The 16,293-nt window shown below is 65.3% G+C and carries 13 protein-coding genes; 7 read left to right on the plus strand and 6 right to left on the minus strand.

Annotation, left to right across the window (positions count from 1 at the left end):
- Positions 1-18: 18 nt before the first annotated feature.
- The 4 genes from CKW39_RS13685 to CKW39_RS13700 all read right to left on the minus strand — a co-directional run bounded on the left by CKW39_RS13685 (position 19) and on the right by CKW39_RS13700 (position 7,157).
- The gene (locus CKW39_RS13685) at positions 19-3,633 is read right to left on the minus strand and encodes a proline dehydrogenase family protein (RefSeq protein WP_095798687.1); all 3,615 of its coding nucleotides are present in this window, start codon (positions 3,631-3,633) and stop codon (positions 19-21) included.
- A gap of 487 nt (positions 3,634-4,120) precedes the next feature.
- Positions 4,121-4,435 carry an AzlD domain-containing protein gene (locus CKW39_RS13690; RefSeq protein WP_095798688.1) on the minus strand — a complete coding sequence of 105 codons (315 nt, stop codon included), beginning with the start codon at positions 4,433-4,435 and terminating at the stop codon, positions 4,121-4,123.
- Positions 4,432-5,142 (minus strand): AzlC family ABC transporter permease, encoded by a 711-nt coding sequence (locus tag CKW39_RS13695; protein WP_173674338.1) that lies wholly within the window; start codon positions 5,140-5,142, stop codon positions 4,432-4,434. Before CKW39_RS13695 ends, CKW39_RS13690 begins: the two co-directional genes overlap by 4 nt.
- Before the next feature lie 14 nt (positions 5,143-5,156).
- Complete coding sequence (locus CKW39_RS13700; protein WP_095798690.1) at positions 5,157-7,157, minus strand: glycoside hydrolase family 15 protein; 2,001 nt, start codon at positions 7,155-7,157, stop codon at positions 5,157-5,159.
- 99 nt (positions 7,158-7,256) lie between these two features.
- On the opposite strand from CKW39_RS13700, the gene CKW39_RS13705 reads away from it, so the two are divergent.
- From CKW39_RS13705 to CKW39_RS13735, 7 genes are all read left to right on the plus strand, one after another.
- A complete protein-coding gene (locus CKW39_RS13705) occupies positions 7,257-8,477 on the plus strand; it encodes a sensor histidine kinase (protein WP_095798691.1) in 1,221 nt (406 codons plus the stop codon).
- Positions 8,474-9,139 carry a response regulator transcription factor gene (locus CKW39_RS13710; protein WP_095798692.1) on the plus strand — a complete coding sequence of 222 codons (666 nt, stop codon included), beginning with the start codon at positions 8,474-8,476 and terminating at the stop codon, positions 9,137-9,139. The genes CKW39_RS13705 and CKW39_RS13710 overlap by 4 nt, the downstream gene beginning before the upstream one ends.
- A 118-nt stretch (positions 9,140-9,257) precedes the next feature.
- On the plus strand, positions 9,258-10,013 hold the full coding sequence (locus CKW39_RS13715; RefSeq protein WP_095798693.1) for an ABC transporter ATP-binding protein: 756 nt from the start codon (positions 9,258-9,260) through the stop codon (positions 10,011-10,013).
- Between the two features lie 50 nt (positions 10,014-10,063).
- Positions 10,064-11,854, plus strand: a complete 1,791-nt coding sequence (locus CKW39_RS13720) for an FtsX-like permease family protein (RefSeq protein ID WP_158222957.1) — start codon at positions 10,064-10,066, stop codon at positions 11,852-11,854.
- Positions 11,855-11,984: 130 nt separating this feature from the next.
- Entirely contained in the window at positions 11,985-12,302 is a 318-nt protein-coding gene (locus CKW39_RS13725) for a metal-sensitive transcriptional regulator (protein WP_095798695.1), read from the plus strand.
- A 30-nt stretch (positions 12,303-12,332) separates the two neighbouring features.
- Positions 12,333-12,542 (plus strand): heavy-metal-associated domain-containing protein, encoded by a 210-nt coding sequence (locus CKW39_RS13730; protein WP_095798696.1) that lies wholly within the window; start codon positions 12,333-12,335, stop codon positions 12,540-12,542.
- Entirely contained in the window at positions 12,535-15,033 is a 2,499-nt protein-coding gene (locus tag CKW39_RS13735; RefSeq protein WP_095798697.1) for a cation-translocating P-type ATPase, read from the plus strand. The genes CKW39_RS13730 and CKW39_RS13735 overlap by 8 nt, the downstream gene beginning before the upstream one ends.
- 82 nt (positions 15,034-15,115) lie before the next feature.
- On the opposite strand, the gene CKW39_RS13740 is transcribed toward CKW39_RS13735, so the two are convergent.
- A complete protein-coding gene (locus CKW39_RS13740) occupies positions 15,116-15,568 on the minus strand; it encodes a hypothetical protein (protein WP_016996841.1) in 453 nt (150 codons plus the stop codon).
- 47 nt (positions 15,569-15,615) lie between these two features.
- Complete coding sequence (locus CKW39_RS13745; protein ID WP_254049433.1) at positions 15,616-16,269, minus strand: DUF308 domain-containing protein; 654 nt, start codon at positions 16,267-16,269, stop codon at positions 15,616-15,618.
- Positions 16,270-16,293 lie beyond the last annotated feature (24 nt).

Raw genomic sequence — 16,293 nt, forward strand, 5'->3', positions numbered from 1 at the left:
TGTGCCTCAAAGAACGGGTTACTTGTTGGCCCGAATCTCCGTCACGACCCGATCCATGGATGGGCTGTGGTTGCCGAAGCGGTGCATGGTGATGGACACGGCCTGCTCGGAGAGCATGTACATCAACTCGATGCGTCCGGTGCCCACCACGTCGTCCGTGATCAGTGCGATGTCCGGGTGCTCGGCGCGGACCTCGTAGAGCGGTTTGAGGTCATCGTCGGTGCCGTCCCACGGCTGGATCACGCGGACACGAGCGCCGTGGTCCACGTTGAGTGCGGTGTCGTTGAGGATCTCCCGGTCGGACAACTCCGCGAACGCCCCCAGCGAACCTGCGCCCAACGCGTGCGCAAAGTCCACGTCCGAAGCCGGCGAGAGCACCGTGGTGAACAGTCGGCCCACCTGCTCCGGCAGCTCTTCCGCCGGGCTGAGGATGACCTCGGACCCGGAACGGGAAGCAGCCAGACCCACACGCAGGATGTCGGTCAGGGATGCACCCTCCGCCGCGCGCACGATCACGGTGCGGGGGCGGTAGCGGAACAGGTTGGCCTCGCTGACCAGGGCGGTGGGGTCCTTGACCTGGCCGAACTCGCGCTGCCACTCGGACTGATCGGACATCGCGGCGCGGCGCAGCCACACCTGATCGTCCTCACCCACGAGGGGCAGGACAGCGTCCAGTCCGCGGTGCACGCGCGGTTCCAGAACCCAAGCGCCGGCCGCGCTGCGGTCCGAACCCGAAGACGTGAAGTCTTCGCGGCACCAGCGACCCAGCGACGTCAGGTAGTTGGGGCCGCCGGCCTTGGCACCGAGACCCACGGAGGAACGCTTCCAACCGCCGAAGGGCTGACGCTGCACGATCGCCCCGGTGATACCGCGGTTCACGTACAGGTTGCCCGCCTGAACACGATCCACCCAGTGCAGGATCTCGTCCGCGTCCAGGGAGTGGATGCCCGCGGTCAGGCCGTAATCCGTGGCGTTCTGCAGCTCAATGGCCTCATCCAGGTCGTCCGCGCGCATCAGGCCCAACACCGGGCCGAAGCACTCGGTCAGGTGGAAGAACGAACCGGGCTTCACACCCGTGCGGATACCGGGACGCCACAACTTGCCGGAGTCGTCCAGCTGCTCGGGCTCGATCAGCCATTCCTCACCGGGCTCCAGCTCGGTGAGTGCCTTGAGCAACTTACCCTCGGGCTTCTCCACGGTGGGGCCCACGGACGCCTGCAGGTCATCGGGCCATGCAACCACCATGGAAGACGCGGCGTCGATGAGCTGACGGCGGAAGCGATCCGACGTAGCGACCGAGCCCACCAGGATGCCCAGCGAAGCCGCCGAGCACTTCTGGCCCGCGTGACCGAATGCGCTGGACACCAAGTCCCACACGGCCTGGTCGCGGTCCGAGCTGGGGGTGATCACCAGGGAGTTCTTGCCGGAGGTCTCTGCGGTAAGCGGGCGCTCGGGGAACCACTTGGCGAACAACTGAGCGGTCTCGTACGCGCCGGTCAGCACCACGCGCTGCACGTCCGGGTGGGAGATGAGTGCCTTACCGGCGTCACCTTCCACGGCGTCCACGAGCTGCAGCACGTCGCGGGGCACACCGGCCTCCCACAACGCCTCACAAATGGCGGCCGAGCAGCGGCGGGTCTCCGGGGACGGCTTGTGAATCACGGCCGAACCGGTGGCCAGCGGTGCCACGGTGGTGCCGGTGGGGATCGCAATCGGGAAGTTCCACGGCGGGGTCACCACGGTCACGTGGTGCGGGGTGAACTTACCGCCGTCCACGAATTCCAGCTCCAGCGCGCGGCGCGCGTAGTAGCGGCAGAAGTCCACGGCCTCGGAAATTTCCGGGTCGCCCTGCTCGAGCACCTTGCCGGTTTCGGCGCCGGCGACGGCCAAGAGATGGCCACGGCGAGCGGCCAGGATGTCGCCTGCGCGGTTGAGGATCTCGGCGCGTTCGCGGGCGGGGGTGTCCGCCCAGGTCTTGCCGGCAGCCTTAGCGCGCGCGACGACGTCGTTCACGGCCTCGACAGCCTCGCTCGAGTCGTCCTCGACGTCCTTGAGCACCTCGGGAACCGGCAAGTTCTCGAACCATTCCTTGTCCGCGATGTGCGCGGCGATCTTCTCGGCCCATTCCTGGTTGGCGCGGGTGGAGATGTCCGTATCCGGCTCGTTCATGAACGGCTCGTCCAGGGGCTGGGTGGGCTCATCGCCCGCGGTCTCCTGGGCGCGGTCCTGCGTACGGCTCGGTGACAGGGGCTCCGGGTCCGGCTCCAGGTCCTCGAGGGCCGCGCGGAAACGACTTTCCTCGCGCTTGAAGATGCGGTTGTCCGGGGCCAGATCAAAGATTCCGGACATGAAGTTCGCACTCGCGGAGTTCTCCTCGAGGCGGCGCACCAGGTAGGACACGGCGACGTCGAACTCGGTGGGGCGCACGGCCGGTACGTACAGCAACAGCTGGCCGACGTCCGTGGACACGGCCTCACTCTGCTCGGTGGCCATGCCCTGGAGCATCTCGAAATCGATCCGGTCCGTCACACCGCGCTTGTCAGCGAGCAGGTGAGCGAGGGCAATGTCGAACAGGTTGTGTCCGGCCACGCCCAGCTTGAGGCCGCGCATGCGCTCCGGGGTGAACAACCAGCTCAGCACGCGCTTGTAGTTGGTGTCCGTGGCCTGCTTGGACGGCATGGTGGCGATGGGCCAACCGTGCATCTCCGCGTCCACGCGCTCCAGGGCCAGGTTGGCGCCCTTGACCAGGCGAACCTTGATCTCCGCGCCACCATCGGCCACGCGCTCGGCGGACCACTCGGAGAGCCGCTTCACGGCACCCAGGGCGTCCGGGAGGTAAGCCTGCACCACGATGCCGGCTTCCAGATTCTTCAACTGGGGCTTGTTGAGCAGACGCTGGAAGACCTCCATGGTCAATTCCAGGTCCGAGTAGATCTCCATGTCCAGGTTGATGAACATGGTGCCGGTCTCCTTGGACGCGGCGGCCTCGTACAGCGGCAGCAAGCGCTCGACCACGCGGTCCGCGGTGCGGTCGAAACCCCAGTGGGACAGCTGCGGCACCACGGAGGACACCTTCAACGAGACGTAGTCCACGTCCGGGCGGTGCAGAAGTTCCTTGGCGTCATTGAGGTGCTTCTTGGCCTCGTGCTCGCCGAGCACCTCCTCGCCCAAGAGGTTGATGTTGAGGCGGTGGCCCTTTTCCTTCATGGCCTTCACGGACTTGCCGAAGGGCCCCGGACGGGCATCCACCACCATGTGGCCCACCATCTGACGGAGGCGGGTACGCGCTGCCGGAACCACGATGGACGAGAGCTTGTCCGAGAGCGCGGTACCGGCCTTGATCTGGGCACGGTCCACAGCGGACATGGATTCCGGGGTCAGCTTGGCAATGTCCTGCAGCGCCTTGGCCGCAGCCTTAGTGTCTTCCGTGCGGATCACACGGTCCACGAAGCCAACGGTGAACTCCAAACCGTGCGGATCCTGGAGCACGGTGGAGAGACGATCCTCAGCGGGGTTCTTCTGAGAACTACGTTTTTTGTTGTCCTGCGCCCGGTCGAGCCACTGGCGCACCAGGTCTACAGACGCATCCGCCAATTCGCGGGGATTGGTCAAAACGGTGATGTTGCTGGTCATCGCAGCACCTCCAGGATCTTGGCCCGGCTGAGATACCGAGGCATTCCCTCGGCCACCAGCCGAGGTGATCCGGGCCCTGCATGGCTGGTCTCCCAACGCTATCGCGCCTTAGGGGGCAATGAGTAGTCAGGATCACAGAATGACGAAAAGTAACATATTAGTCGCCTTCCGCGGTCAATTTTCAGGTGCCGACGCCGCCGCTTACGCGTACTCGGTCAGCCCCGCCCCGCTCAACCTCACGCCTCGTTTCTTGCAGACCCGATCTGACTGCCTGCGGTCCATCGAAATCCACGAACCGAACCCCATGCAGTCTCAGGGGCGGGAAATGCACCCGCACGGTCTGGCGGGAGGCATTTTCACGCCAGTGCCCAATTCTGAGTCACGCCCAAGCCATAGATCGTCCGCGCCAGTGGCTTAAGAGTGTCTGTGATCTATGTACTGGCCTCAAAGTGGCTCAGATCTCGAGGTGCTCAATTCTCGCCGACGCTCACGCCGCCCAACCTGCCCACCGCAACAGTGCCGCGGTCAGGGCTCCAAGGATCACCACCGCGAGGAACGGGGCGCGCAACCATAGGGCTACCCCGGCCACGATCAACGCCCCCACGCGGGCGTCGAGGACCAGTGCGGTTCCGCTGGCAAAGGTGTTCATCACCACGAGTGACGCGAGCAGACCCGCGGTGACCAGCCCGGCCAGGCGAGGGACGAGCGGGTGGTCCAGAACGGCGTCGGGAACCAAGTACCCCACGAGCTTGGTGACGTACGCGATGGCGGCGGCGGTGAGCACCCAGAACCACATGCTCATGAGCGTGCTCGCTTCCGAGTGGCACGCGCACCGAGCAGGCCCCAGGTCAGTGCAACCACCGCAGCGACCAGCACCGGGATGCCCGAGGGGACCAGTGGGATGCAGAGGGCGGTGACCACCCCGCACACCACGGCGATGGCCAGTGGTTCGCGTTCGCGCAAGCGCGGCCAGAGCAGACCCAGGAAGGCGGCCACGGCGGCACCGTCGAGACCCCACTGACCGGGGTCACCCACAGCGTCACCCAGCAGTGCACCGACCGCGGTGAACAGATTCCACAACAGGAAAACACTCACGCCGGCCACCCAGAAGCCGCGCTTGCGCTCCAAGAAGGTGGGCTGCGCGGAGGCCGCGGCATTGGACTCGTCGATGGTGACCTGGGCGGCGATCAGCTTGCGCCAGGCCTGCGGGCGCAGCAGCGCGTTCATGGTCATGCCGTACACGGTGTTGCGCACGCCCAGCAGCGAGGCCGCGCCCAATGCGGCCGCTCCCCCACCGCCGCCGGAGAGCACACCGATGAACGCGAACTGCGACCCACCCGTGAACATCAACGCGGACAGCGCCTGGGTCTGCCAGAACGTGAGTCCCGCGGCGATCGAGAGCGCACCGAAAGAGATGCCGTACAGACCCGTGGCGATACCCAGGGACAATCCCACGCGCACGGCGGGCGAAGATCGCCACGGGATGACCGACTCCGAGTCCGCAGCCATTGCAGAAGATCCACTCACGATTGCGCGGAACTCCTGCCCTGCATGACCTCCAGGGTGTCGAGCACGCGGATCAGATTCAGGTGCGCCTCGGACTGAGGGAAGTTGCCCGTGGCACGGCGTTCCGAGGTCGAGAACGTGGTGGGTAGCAGTCCCAGTTCGTTGGCGGCTCCGAGCACGGTATCCAAGAGTTTCACGGCCTCCTCCACGCGATCACAGCGGGCCAGCTGGTCCGCGAGCTGCAGCGTTGCCGAGATCGAGGGCGCCGCCTGACCCGCGAAACCGTCCTGACCGATCGAGGACGCGAACGCCTCGACATCGTCCAGGTCCGTGAGCTGCGGCAGGTTGCGGTAGCGGTGCAGCAGGCCGGAACGGTCTGTGAGTTCCTTCTGGATCCGGGCCACGGTGCCCAACATGCGCTCATCGTCATATGCGACGAAACCGACCTTGGGCAGCTGCAACAGCGACGCGTCCACCGCGGTGGAACCGTAGTACTGCACGAACGAGCCGACCTCCGGGTCATAGCCGTTGGTCCAGATCTCGTGGGCCAGCTGATCGCGGTGTTCCTCCCAGGTCTCCACGTCACCGGGCAGGCCGTGAATCCGCACGGCGTCCACACCGGCCTGCAGCGCCGCCCACATCATCACTCGCGTGTAGGTGTAGTGCTGCGGCTCGCCGCGCATCTCCCACACGCCCTGGTCCTTGTCCTCGTAATTGGCCACCACGGCGCGCAACAGACCCTGCTGCAACGGCCAGGACAGGTGATCCTCCTGGACCCCGCGGCGTCGGAGGCGTTCGAAGACCACCAGCACGTGACCGGCGACGTCCGCCTGGTACTGCGAACCGGCGGTGTTGCCCTCGCGCACCGGCCGAGCGCGCTCGTAACCGGGCAGGTCAACGAGCCGTTCGCGGCCCACCACGGAACCATCGAGTCCATAGACGTTGGAGGGGTGGTCCACGTCCCCGGCGACGGCGCGCAGCAACCAGTTGCGTAGCTGGGCTGCCTCTCGATCGTGGCCGTGGTCAAGCATGATTTCGAGCGCAAGCGCGGCGTCACGGGGCCACGACAAGCGGTGATCCCACGTGCGGTCACCGCCCAGCACCTCGGGCAGCGACGTGGTGTCCGCGGCGATCAGGCCGCCGGTGGCCTGGTGCATCAGGCCGCGCACCACCAACAGGCTGCGGCGGATGATGTCCTCGCGCGCGTCCTGGGTGACGGTCAGTTCCGCGGCGCGTTCTGCGTCCGTGGGGGCGCGCTTGGTCTGTTCCCGTTCGGCGAGCTTGGCCTCGGTGGCCGCGGGGTCGTAGAGCGCGGACCATTCCTGCCACAGGTTCAGGGTGGCGGTGAGGGTTTCGTTGACATCCAGGGCTTCCGGCGGCGTGCTGTGGGACGGGAACCAAGTCAGCGAGAAGTCCTTGGTCTGGCCGGCGGCCACGGTGAACGTACCGGCGTGCCGCCGCCTGGAACGGTCCTCGTCCGCTTCGGGCAGCGGGTCGCCACGGAAGACGACGGCGTCCGGTCCGGCCATGCCCACCAGGACACCTTCCGTGTGCTCACCGGATTCGTCGCTCTCCTCCACGTCGAAACGGCTCAGCCACGGCACCGACGCACCGAAGTTGAAGCGCAGGCGAACGTCCTGGAAGATCTCCACCTCACCGGTCAGGCCTTCGACCCGGCGGATCAGCGCGGTGCGCGAGGAGAGAGGCATGAAGTCCGTGACGCGCACGGTTCCGGTCTCCGTGGTCCACACGGTGTGCAACACAAAGGTGTTCTCCGCATAGAAACGCTCGACGGCCGTGACGCCCGGGCGGTCGAGGTCCACCTCGCCGTCATCGTCCACCGCACACGCCGGGGCCAGCAGCCATCGACCGTTGTCCGGCGTGCCCAATAGGGATGCGAACATCGCCGGGGAATCAAAGCGGGGGGCGCACCACCAGTCGACGGAACCCGTACGGGACACCAACGGGCCGCTGCGCATGTTGGACAGCAGCGCGTAATCCTCGATCCATGAAGCCATGGGTCAAGAATTTCATACTCGCGGGACGGACTCAGCCGCCGGGCGCACAAGGGCAGGTCAGTTCACAAACTACGAGAGTAGATTGACGATGTGTCGACAATGACGAAGTCGCGTCGGCGATGGCTGACTCCGCTGGGTTCCTGGGTGTTGGGTGTGCTCGGACTGTGGAGTGCGCCCCTTCTCATGAATGTCGATCCCGAGGCCGCTTTCGATTCTCCCGGGCCGAATCATCTTGCATGGTGGGCCGGCCTGGCGCTCCTCACGATTCAGGCAATTGCCCTTGCATGGCGCAGCACGCACCCTTCCGCAATACTCGTGGCCACCGCCGCAATGACCCTCGTCGGCGGCGTCGTCGGCCTGGGAGATTCGGTGGGTGTGCTGTCGGTGGCGGTCGTCGTGGCGGCCTTCTCCTGGGGTCTCCGGGCTGAGTATGGGGGCGCGTGGCCGGCCCCGTTGGCCGCTGCCGTACTGGTGGGGGTCGGCACCCTGCTCTCCGGTGAACCCGCCGGAAGCGGGTTGGTCCAGGGCCTGGGTGTGGTGGGCTTACCGCTGGCAATCGGGCTGTGGCTCAGGGGTCGACACGAATTAGCCGCCGCGCAGCAAGAACAACTTCGTGCCCGCGCCGGTGAGCTGGAGGCTCGGATTCAGGCGGCGGTAGCTCACGAGCGCACCGCCATGGCTCGGGAACTGCACGACATCGCAGCGCACCACCTGTCCGGTATAGCGGTGATGACGGCCGCGATCGGCACGCAAATCGACACAGACCCCGCCGCTGCCAAACGCGCGGTTCATCAGGTGCGACAAGAGTGCACCGGGGTTCTCAAAGATCTGCGCTCACTCGTAGGTCTCCTCCGGGACGAGGGGCCAGTGGCGGAACCGTCCGCTGCAAGCATGCGCCCGGGGTCACTGGCAAATATTGGTGAACTGGTCCACGATGTCCGGTCCGCCGGGATCGACGTCTCGACCGACGTGCTCAACAGGGGCGATGAACTCGGTGCAGGAATCGGGCCCCTCGCCCAATTGGCGGCTTACAGGATGGTCCAGGAATCACTTGCCAATGCGGCTCGGCACGCACCGGGTACTCAATGCACCGTGATCATCGACGACACGGACCCCTCGCAACTCACCGTGGAAGTCACCAACAGCCCTGGCGAGCGCGGAACTGAACTGGATAGCGCCGTCGGCTTCGGCCTGGTGGGCATGCGCGAGCGTGCCGACCTGACCAGCTCACGGCTGGACTACGGACCCACAGCCTCCGGTGGGTGGAGCGTCCGCTTACGCGTCCCCCGCCAGGATGCTGCGACGCAGGAGGCAGCATGATCCGGGTGGTGGTCGCCGACGACCAAGCCATGGTGCGCGCCGGATTGGTGACATTGCTGGCGGCCGAACCGGATTTCGACGTGGTCGCGGCGGTCAGTGACGGGTTGGCAGCCGTGACGGTGGCACAGCAACTTCGACCGGACGTGGTCTGCATGGACATCCGGATGCCGGGACTGGACGGTATCGCAGCAACTCTGAGACTGTGCGGGCCAGAGGTCTCCGAACCGATCCCGGTTCTGATACTGACAACCTTCGACGTGGATGAATATCTGTTCGGAGCGTTGGAAGCGGGTGCCTCCGGGTTCATGCTGAAAGACGCAGAACCGGAAGATCTGATGGCCGGTCTGCGGGCGGTCGCCGCGGGCGAGGGAACCATTGACCAGTCGCTGACCAGACGAGTGTTGCGCGAGGTGGTGGTGCGGCGAGGTTCCGGACCCATTGCCTCGGGGCGAGTGCCCGACATTCTCACTCCTCGAGAACTCGACATCCTGCTGCTTCTCGCACAAGGACTCTCCAACGAGGACATTGCCGGGGAGTTATTCCTCGAGGTCTCCACGGTGAAGTCACATCTTGCTCGGATGATGCCCAAATTGGGCGTGCAATCCAGGCTCCAGGCAGCCGTATGGGCCTACCGCAACCGGGTGGTCGAGATCCCCGGCTGACCCGATGCCCCGTGGTCAACAGAACGTTGGGACCGTCGATTGCATCGAACGATGCAAGTTCCACATGGGGTCTCGAGCAGCTAGTCCCGCTGACCGTCCGATCCCTAGCGTTGAGGGCATGAGGACATTCCCAGAAACCCGTGTCGAAACGCGGGCCGCAGTACAAATCACCGACATTCACAAGTTCTACCCCACGGGTCCGGTGAAGGTCTGGGCACTGCGTGGGGTCTCGTTCACTCTGGCCCCCGGATCATTCACCGCGATCATGGGCCCTTCCGGTTCCGCTAAGTCCACGCTGTTGCAGTGCGCAGCCGGCTTGGAATCGCCGAGCCGTGGGCGAATCACCATCGGCCACCATGACATCAGCAACATGTCCGCGGATTCGCTCACCCGTTTCAGGCGCGATCACATCGGTTTCGTTTTTCAGGACTACAACTTGATCGGCCATCTGGACGTCGCCGCGAACATCGCCCTCCCATTGGTTCTTGGTGGACGCACGCTCGATCCCGTTTGGCGGGACGAGTTGATGGATGCCGTGGGCTTGAGTGGGCTCGAATCCCGCCGGCCCGGAGAGTTGTCGGGCGGGCAGGCCCAACGCGTTGCCATTGCCCGCGCGCTGGCCACTCGTCCCACGGTGGTCTACGCCGATGAGCCCACCGGCGCCCTCGACTCACGGACAGCACACGACATCCTGGACACGTTCCGCCGCACGGCCACCCAGCTGCGCCAAACCGTGGTGATCGTGACCCACGATCCACGGGTGGCTGCGGTCACCGACCGCGTGCTCTTCCTGGCCGATGGCCTGGTGGTTGGTGCCTTGGACGCGCCCACCGTCGAAAAAGTCAGCGCACGAGTATTGGCATTGGGGGCGTGAGCATCATGCGACAGCTCATACTGACTGGTGTCTGGGCGCATCGTGGCGCCATGGTTGGCACCACCGTTGCGATTGCCCTGGCGGCGGCCCTGGTCGCTATCTCAGGCGTACTAATTCAAACCGGGCTCACCGGGCAGGATGAGACCGGAATGTTGACGGCCTTGGCCGGTTCCTTCGGTGGCACGGTGTTGCTGGCCGCAATACTCGTGGTGACATCGACGGTAGGGCTTGCCCTTCGCGGACGGCAACGGGATTTCTCGTTACTTCGAGCGGTCGGTGCCACCCGGCGCCAGGTCAGAGAAATCGTGGCCGCGGAGGTCCTGGTGGTGGCATTGATTGCCATTCCGGTGGGGGCCGTTCTCGGCATGACCGGGTCCGTTTTCCTGCAACCACTTCTCACAGCTTCCGGTTTGTTGCCGGCCGGAGGTGGCCTGGCGTTCGGGGTGTTACCCGTGGCAGGAGCTCTGATCACCATGGTTCCCGCCGCGGGACTTGCCGCCGCACTCGCCACCAGGAAGATCCTGGCCTCTCAGCCGTCCCAAGCCGTCAAACAGGGCGGTGCCGAATCCCGCGCGCTCGGCAGATGGCGTGGGATCGCTGCGGTCGTCATGGCCGTGGTGGGTCTCGGATCCGCGCTCAGCCCCTTGTTCGTCTCGGGCACACTCGGTGGGGCCAGCGCGGCAACATCGGCGTTTCTCCTGGTGGGAGCCGCGGCCCTGGCCGGTCCCGCGCTAGTGAGTTGGAGTTTCGGACGATTACCAACCGGAAACACCCCCGCCACGCAACTTGCCGTGGCCAACACCAAAGGATTCTCCCGGCGGTTGACCAGCGCCATGCTGCCTTTGGCCTTGGTGTTAGCCGCGGGAACGGTCCAGACGTCGTTGAATCTCACCGTCGAGCGCGCGGCGGAAAGACAGCTGGTGGAAGGACTTGACGGAACCCTGATCCTTCCCGGTGAAGCGGATCCGACTGCATTCAGCCGAACCCCGGGCGTGACGGCGGTGTCGTCCATCAGGCCCGTACCCGCTCACGTCAAGGTTGACCAGGACGAACCACCCATCCTGGAGTCCTTGACATGGGAGCCTACAACGGTGCACCTGACCAGTGAACTCAGTGACCCGGGGGTTACATCCGGGACCCTGGCCGATCTCGATCAGCCGGACACCATGGCCATCAGCCAGGACGCAACCTTGGAGACCGGTGGCATCGGATCCGAGGTGGGGATCCGGTACGGAGAAGTAGACACCACGGCGACAGTCGTGGCGGTATTCGATCGCGGTCTCGGTTTCGGTGACTACATTATTGGGCCAGCGACGGTTGACTCTCGGAACCTCGCACCAGACAGCGATGCGGTTTTGTTGCGCGCAAGTCAGGGTGATGAGACGGCGGTCGCCGCGGACACCGGCGCGCTCACACCCGCCGAGTATGCAGCACATGCGCCTGACGAGAGCGGCGCACAACGCCTGTCACAAGTTCTTCTTCTCACGCTGCTGAGCTTTTTCGTCATCGCCGCAGCCAACACTCTCCTCATGATTACGTCTCGGCGCCGCGGAGAGTTCGCCATGCTGCACCGGGTGGGTGCCACCCGTCGGCTGTTGCTCCGAATGGCCTTGGTCGAAGCCGCGATCACGGGGGTGGTGGCGTGGCTGATCGGGACCGTGGCGAGCGTTCCGGCCATCCTCGGTTCGAATCTGGGCCTGTTGGGATGGGCGATCCCCGCCCTTGATGTGTCGACCTTCGGTCTCCTGAGCGTCGTGGTTCTAATTCTGCCCTTGCTGATCATGGCCCCCATGACCTTTGTCGTTGCCAGAACTCGCAGCACTGCGCCTCGGTCGGAGTGAGGCCCCGAGACACACTTTCGTGGCTCATCCGCAGCAGTAAAGCGTGGATCATCCGGAGCCCGTCCCGCGCACTGCGGGGCGGGCTCTTTCAGATGTTGATTTATACCCCCGTGGGGTATATGTTGAAGCCATGAGCACCGAACAATCAGTCACTCACGGTTACACCCAGGACAAGGCCGCGTACAGCAGGCGCCTCAAGCGTATCGAGGGTCAGGTGCGCGGTATCCAGCGCATGATCGATGAGGATACCTACTGCATTGACGTGCTCACCCAAATATCTGCCATCCAGTCCGCCCTCAAGTCAGTGAGCCTGGGGCTCATGGAGGAACACCTGGGTCACTGTGTGCGCCACGCGGTGGAGCACGCCCATGACACCGGTGATACGACCGAGATGGACACCAAGCTCGCGGAGGCCAACGCCGCCATCGCCCGCCTGGTCAAGAGCTAACCCAACCCCCTAGGACTAAGGAGTCTCCCCATGAACACCACCGTCACCGTCTCCGGCATGACCTGCGGCCACTGCGTTTCCTCCGTCAAGGAAGAGCTCGCCGAGGTCGACGGCGTGCAGTCCGTCTCCGTGGACCTCAACGCCGGCGGCGAATCGCCCGTGACCATTGAAAGCACCCGCGAGCTGAGCTCCGAGGAGATCGCCGCGGCCGTCGAAGAAGCCGGTTACACAGTTGTCTAATCAATCCACTCAATCCCCCGTCACGGACACCCAGGTCCACGGACCGCTGCGTGATCTGGACCTCCAGATCAGCGGGATGACCTGCGCCTCGTGCGTGGGCCGCATCGAGCGCAAGCTGCGCAAGATCGACGGCGTGGATCCCGCGGTCAACCTGGCCCTCGAGTCCGCGTCCGTCAAGGTTCCGGAGAGCGTTTCGGACGACCAAATTGTAGAGACGATCAAGAAGGCCGGTTACGGCGCGGAAATCACGGGCGGGGCCGCCGCACCCGCATCGAGTCGCGACGAGTCTCGTCATGCGGACCATGCGGACGACGACGCCGCTGCCTCCAGTTCCAGCCGCGGCGAGCGAACTGCACAGGCGGGTTCAACGACCGCCACGCACTCCGGAACATCCGGTGCCTCCGAGGCTTCCGGGACGCCCGCCGCGGAAGGTGAGCGAGCGGCGTCGTCGGCCCCCGTAGAACGGGAGCTGGAACGCAGCACCGATTCCACAGACCCGGCCGCCGATATGTCCCCCGCGGACAAGCGCCGCCGGGACCTGGGCACCCGGCTGATCGTGGCCGCGATCTTCTCCGTTCCAGTGTTCATCATTTCGATGATTCCGGGTGCGCAGTTCCCGCACTGGGGCTGGGTGGCCGCCGCGTTGACGCTGCCGGTCGTGACGTGGAGTGCGTGGCCGTTCCACAAGGCCACTGCCATCAACGCACGGCATTTCTCCTCCACCATGGACACCCTGGTGTCGATGGGTGTGGCCGCCGCCTATCTGTTCTCGCTGTGGCACTTGCTCGTGGACCCGGGGATGACCGCGCACGCGCACCCCGGTCAGGCCATGGACATGTCCAGCCACCAGCTGTACTTCGAATCCGCGGCCATCATCACCACGTTCCTGTTGCTTGGCCGCTGGCTCGAGGCCCGCGCGAAGGCTCGCTCCGGTGAGGCGCTCAAGGCGCTACTGAACCTGGGCGCCCAACAGGCGACCGTGCTCAACGAGGACGGAACCGAACGCTCCGTCCCCGTGGACCAGCTGAAGGTGGGCGATCGCTTCGTGGTTCGCCCGGGCGAGAAAATCGCCACGGACTCCGTGGTGATCTCCGGCGAATCCGCCGTGGACGCGTCCATGCTGACCGGTGAATCCATGCCCGTGGAGGTCAGTACGGGTGACGAGCTGACCGGCGCCACCGTGAACACCACCGGGCGCCTGGTCGCGGAAGCAACCCGCGTGGGATCCGATACCGTGCTCGCATCCATGGGTCGTACCGTCGCTCGCGCGCAGGCGACCAAGGCCCCCGTGGCGCGCCTGGCAGACAAGATCTCGTCCGTGTTCGTCCCCGTGGTCATCGGCATTGCCCTGCTGACCCTGGTGTTCTGGCTGCTCGTGACCGGCAACGTGGATCAGGCCTTCGTGGCTGCGGTCTCCGTGTTGGTGATCGCGTGCCCGTGTGCGCTTGGTCTGGCAACTCCCACCGCCCTGCTGACCGGTACGGGTCGTGGCGCTCAGATGGGCATCCTCATCACGTCTGCCGAGGTACTCGAGGACTCCCGCAACGTGGACACCATCCTGCTGGACAAGACCGGCACCGTGACCCGCGGTGAGCTGGCCGTGACGGCCGTGAACTCGGTGTCCCAGTGGTCCAAGGACCAGGTTCTGGACTTCGCCGCGGCGGTGGAGGACTACTCGGAGCACCCGATCGCTCGGGCCATTGCGGATGCCTCGTCGCAGCGCTTCCAGGTGGCTCGTTTCGAGTCCGCGCCCGGGGGTGGCGTGAAGGCGTATGTCGCTGACGGCATGCAATCTCGCTCCGTGGTGGTGGGGCGCGAACAGTGGCTGGCCAAGAACGGTGTGCGCCTGTCGGAGACCGATCGTGAGGCCCTCGAGCACGCACGCGCGGACGGTTTCACCACCATCCTGGTGGCCGTGGACGGCAACCTGGCCGGCCTGATCGACCTGCAGGACACCATCAAAGAAGAGTCCGCTCAGGCAATTGCACAGCTCAAGGAACTGGGTCTGCGCCCGGTCTTGCTGACCGGTGACCACTCCGCCGTGGCACGTTCCGTGGCGGAACAGGTGGGCATCGCCCCGGAGGATGTCATCGCGGATGTCACCCCGGACGGCAAGGTTCAGGCCGTGACCGACCTGCAGAAGCAGGGTCGCGTGGTGGCCATGGTGGGCGACGGCGTCAATGATGCTCCCGCCCTCACCCAAGCCGATCTGGGCATCGCCATGGGCTCCGGTACGGACGCAGCCATGCAGGCCTCGGACATCACCGTGGTCCGCAGCGAACTGACCGCCATCCCCACCGCGATCAAGCTGTCACAGAAGACCCTGGGGACCATCAAGTCCAACCTGTTCTGGGCCTTCGCCTACAACGTGGTGGCCATCCCGGTGGCCGCACTGGGCTTCTTGAACCCCATGATCGCCGGCGGTGCCATGGCCTTCAGCTCCGTGTTCGTGGTGCTGAACTCTCTGCGGTTGAAGCGCTTCGGGCGGTAAATGCTGCTCGTCGGTAGAGCATGAATGAACGCCCTGGACTGTGATTCACAGTCCAGGGCGTTCTTCGTTGCTGAATTGCTGATCAGCGAGCGCTCGAGCCCGGTTCCTCGCCCTTGGTGTCGGGGCGTACGCGCTGACCGTACTGGGGTTCGCCGTTGCTCTTGGAGTCGGCGGCACCGGAAGTCTCGCGGGGTGACGCGGTCCCCGAACCCTCGCCACGCGCCTGCTCGGCCTGACGGCGGGCCTTGTTCTCCGCGAACAGTTTGGCCGAGGAACGGTTCACGCCGGTGCCCTGACCGAGTTCGGGGTCGTTGGGCTTCTCCAGAAGCATGAGCGTGGAGCACACGACCACGGACGCGATGAATGCGATGCCGGCGGCGATCAGGCCCAGCCCCACTCGTGCGGCGTTGTCGGTGCCGCCCGCGGCTGCTACCGAGACCACCACGAAGGCGACGACTGCCAGCACGGCTGAGATGACAAGGGGGCCCTTGATATCAGTCTTGCGACGGCCGTTGTGCTCGGTGCGCTGGGCCACGTGAATCCTCCTACGGAAACTTGCGAAAAATTGTTGAGACCGACTGATCAGTCTACGCCGTTTATCCGGCCACTATCAGGGGAGCCGGCGCGGTCCGCTGCAAGCGCATCGTGCCGCAAGCTCAAGGCCGCAATGAACTGAGTAACGCCAATGATGATGGCCGCACCACCCACAACGCCCAGCTCCGCCTTGGCACCCAGGGTCTCCACGAGCATCATGCCCATACCCGCGCCCACGGTCACCAGACCACTGAGGGTCCAATCCCTGCCGAGCGGGAAACTCTGGCGGAATCGCAGGCCCAGCGCGAGTTCCAGAATGCCGCAGAGGCCGAGCACCATGGTGGCCAGCAGCACGAACAGCCAGTTCTGCGGTGCCATGATCGCGACAAGCGCGCCGCCCAGAATGTAGAGGATTCCCGCGAGCTGGGGGATGTTGGCCAAGGAGCCGAGGTCGACGTCCTCACGGCCCTTCATGCGGAAGTGCAGAAACAGCCACGCGCCACCCGTGCCGACCAGGAATAGGCCCAGGGCCCACGGTGCGGCGTTCTCGGTGGGTTCCTGCCAGAAGATCGTGACCGCGCCGAACACCAGCGCGGCCAGGGCCCGAACCAGCGTGGGCACCCACAGATCGTGCCGCACATCCGTTCCGTTGCGATGGCCGCCGGATGCTCCGCCTCGGGGGGACGGGATCTGCTGAGACACGCGAAATACTCCTCATTGGCGGGG

It is taken from the genome of Kocuria sp. WRN011 (assembly GCF_002295155.1).
GTDB lineage: Bacteria > Actinomycetota > Actinomycetes > Actinomycetales > Micrococcaceae > Kocuria > Kocuria carniphila.

Excerpts from the sequence above, each read along its gene's own strand:
- CKW39_RS13685 (WP_095798687.1), bottom strand. The coding sequence starts at position 3,633 with ATGACCAGCAACATCACCGTTTTGACCAATCCCCGCGAATTGGCGGAT.
- CKW39_RS13690 (WP_095798688.1), bottom strand. The coding sequence starts at position 4,435 with ATGAGCATGTGGTTCTGGGTGCTCACCGCCGCCGCCATCGCGTACGTC.
- CKW39_RS13695 (WP_173674338.1), bottom strand. The coding sequence starts at position 5,142 with ATGGCTGCGGACTCGGAGTCGGTCATCCCGTGGCGATCTTCGCCCGCC.
- CKW39_RS13700 (WP_095798690.1), bottom strand. The coding sequence starts at position 7,157 with ATGGCTTCATGGATCGAGGATTACGCGCTGCTGTCCAACATGCGCAGC.
- CKW39_RS13705 (WP_095798691.1), top strand. The coding sequence starts at position 7,257 with ATGACGAAGTCGCGTCGGCGATGGCTGACTCCGCTGGGTTCCTGGGTG.
- CKW39_RS13710 (WP_095798692.1), top strand. The coding sequence starts at position 8,474 with ATGATCCGGGTGGTGGTCGCCGACGACCAAGCCATGGTGCGCGCCGGA.
- CKW39_RS13715 (WP_095798693.1), top strand. The coding sequence starts at position 9,258 with ATGAGGACATTCCCAGAAACCCGTGTCGAAACGCGGGCCGCAGTACAA.
- CKW39_RS13720 (WP_158222957.1), top strand. The coding sequence starts at position 10,064 with ATGGTTGGCACCACCGTTGCGATTGCCCTGGCGGCGGCCCTGGTCGCT.
- CKW39_RS13725 (WP_095798695.1), top strand. The coding sequence starts at position 11,985 with ATGAGCACCGAACAATCAGTCACTCACGGTTACACCCAGGACAAGGCC.
- CKW39_RS13730 (WP_095798696.1), top strand. The coding sequence starts at position 12,333 with ATGAACACCACCGTCACCGTCTCCGGCATGACCTGCGGCCACTGCGTT.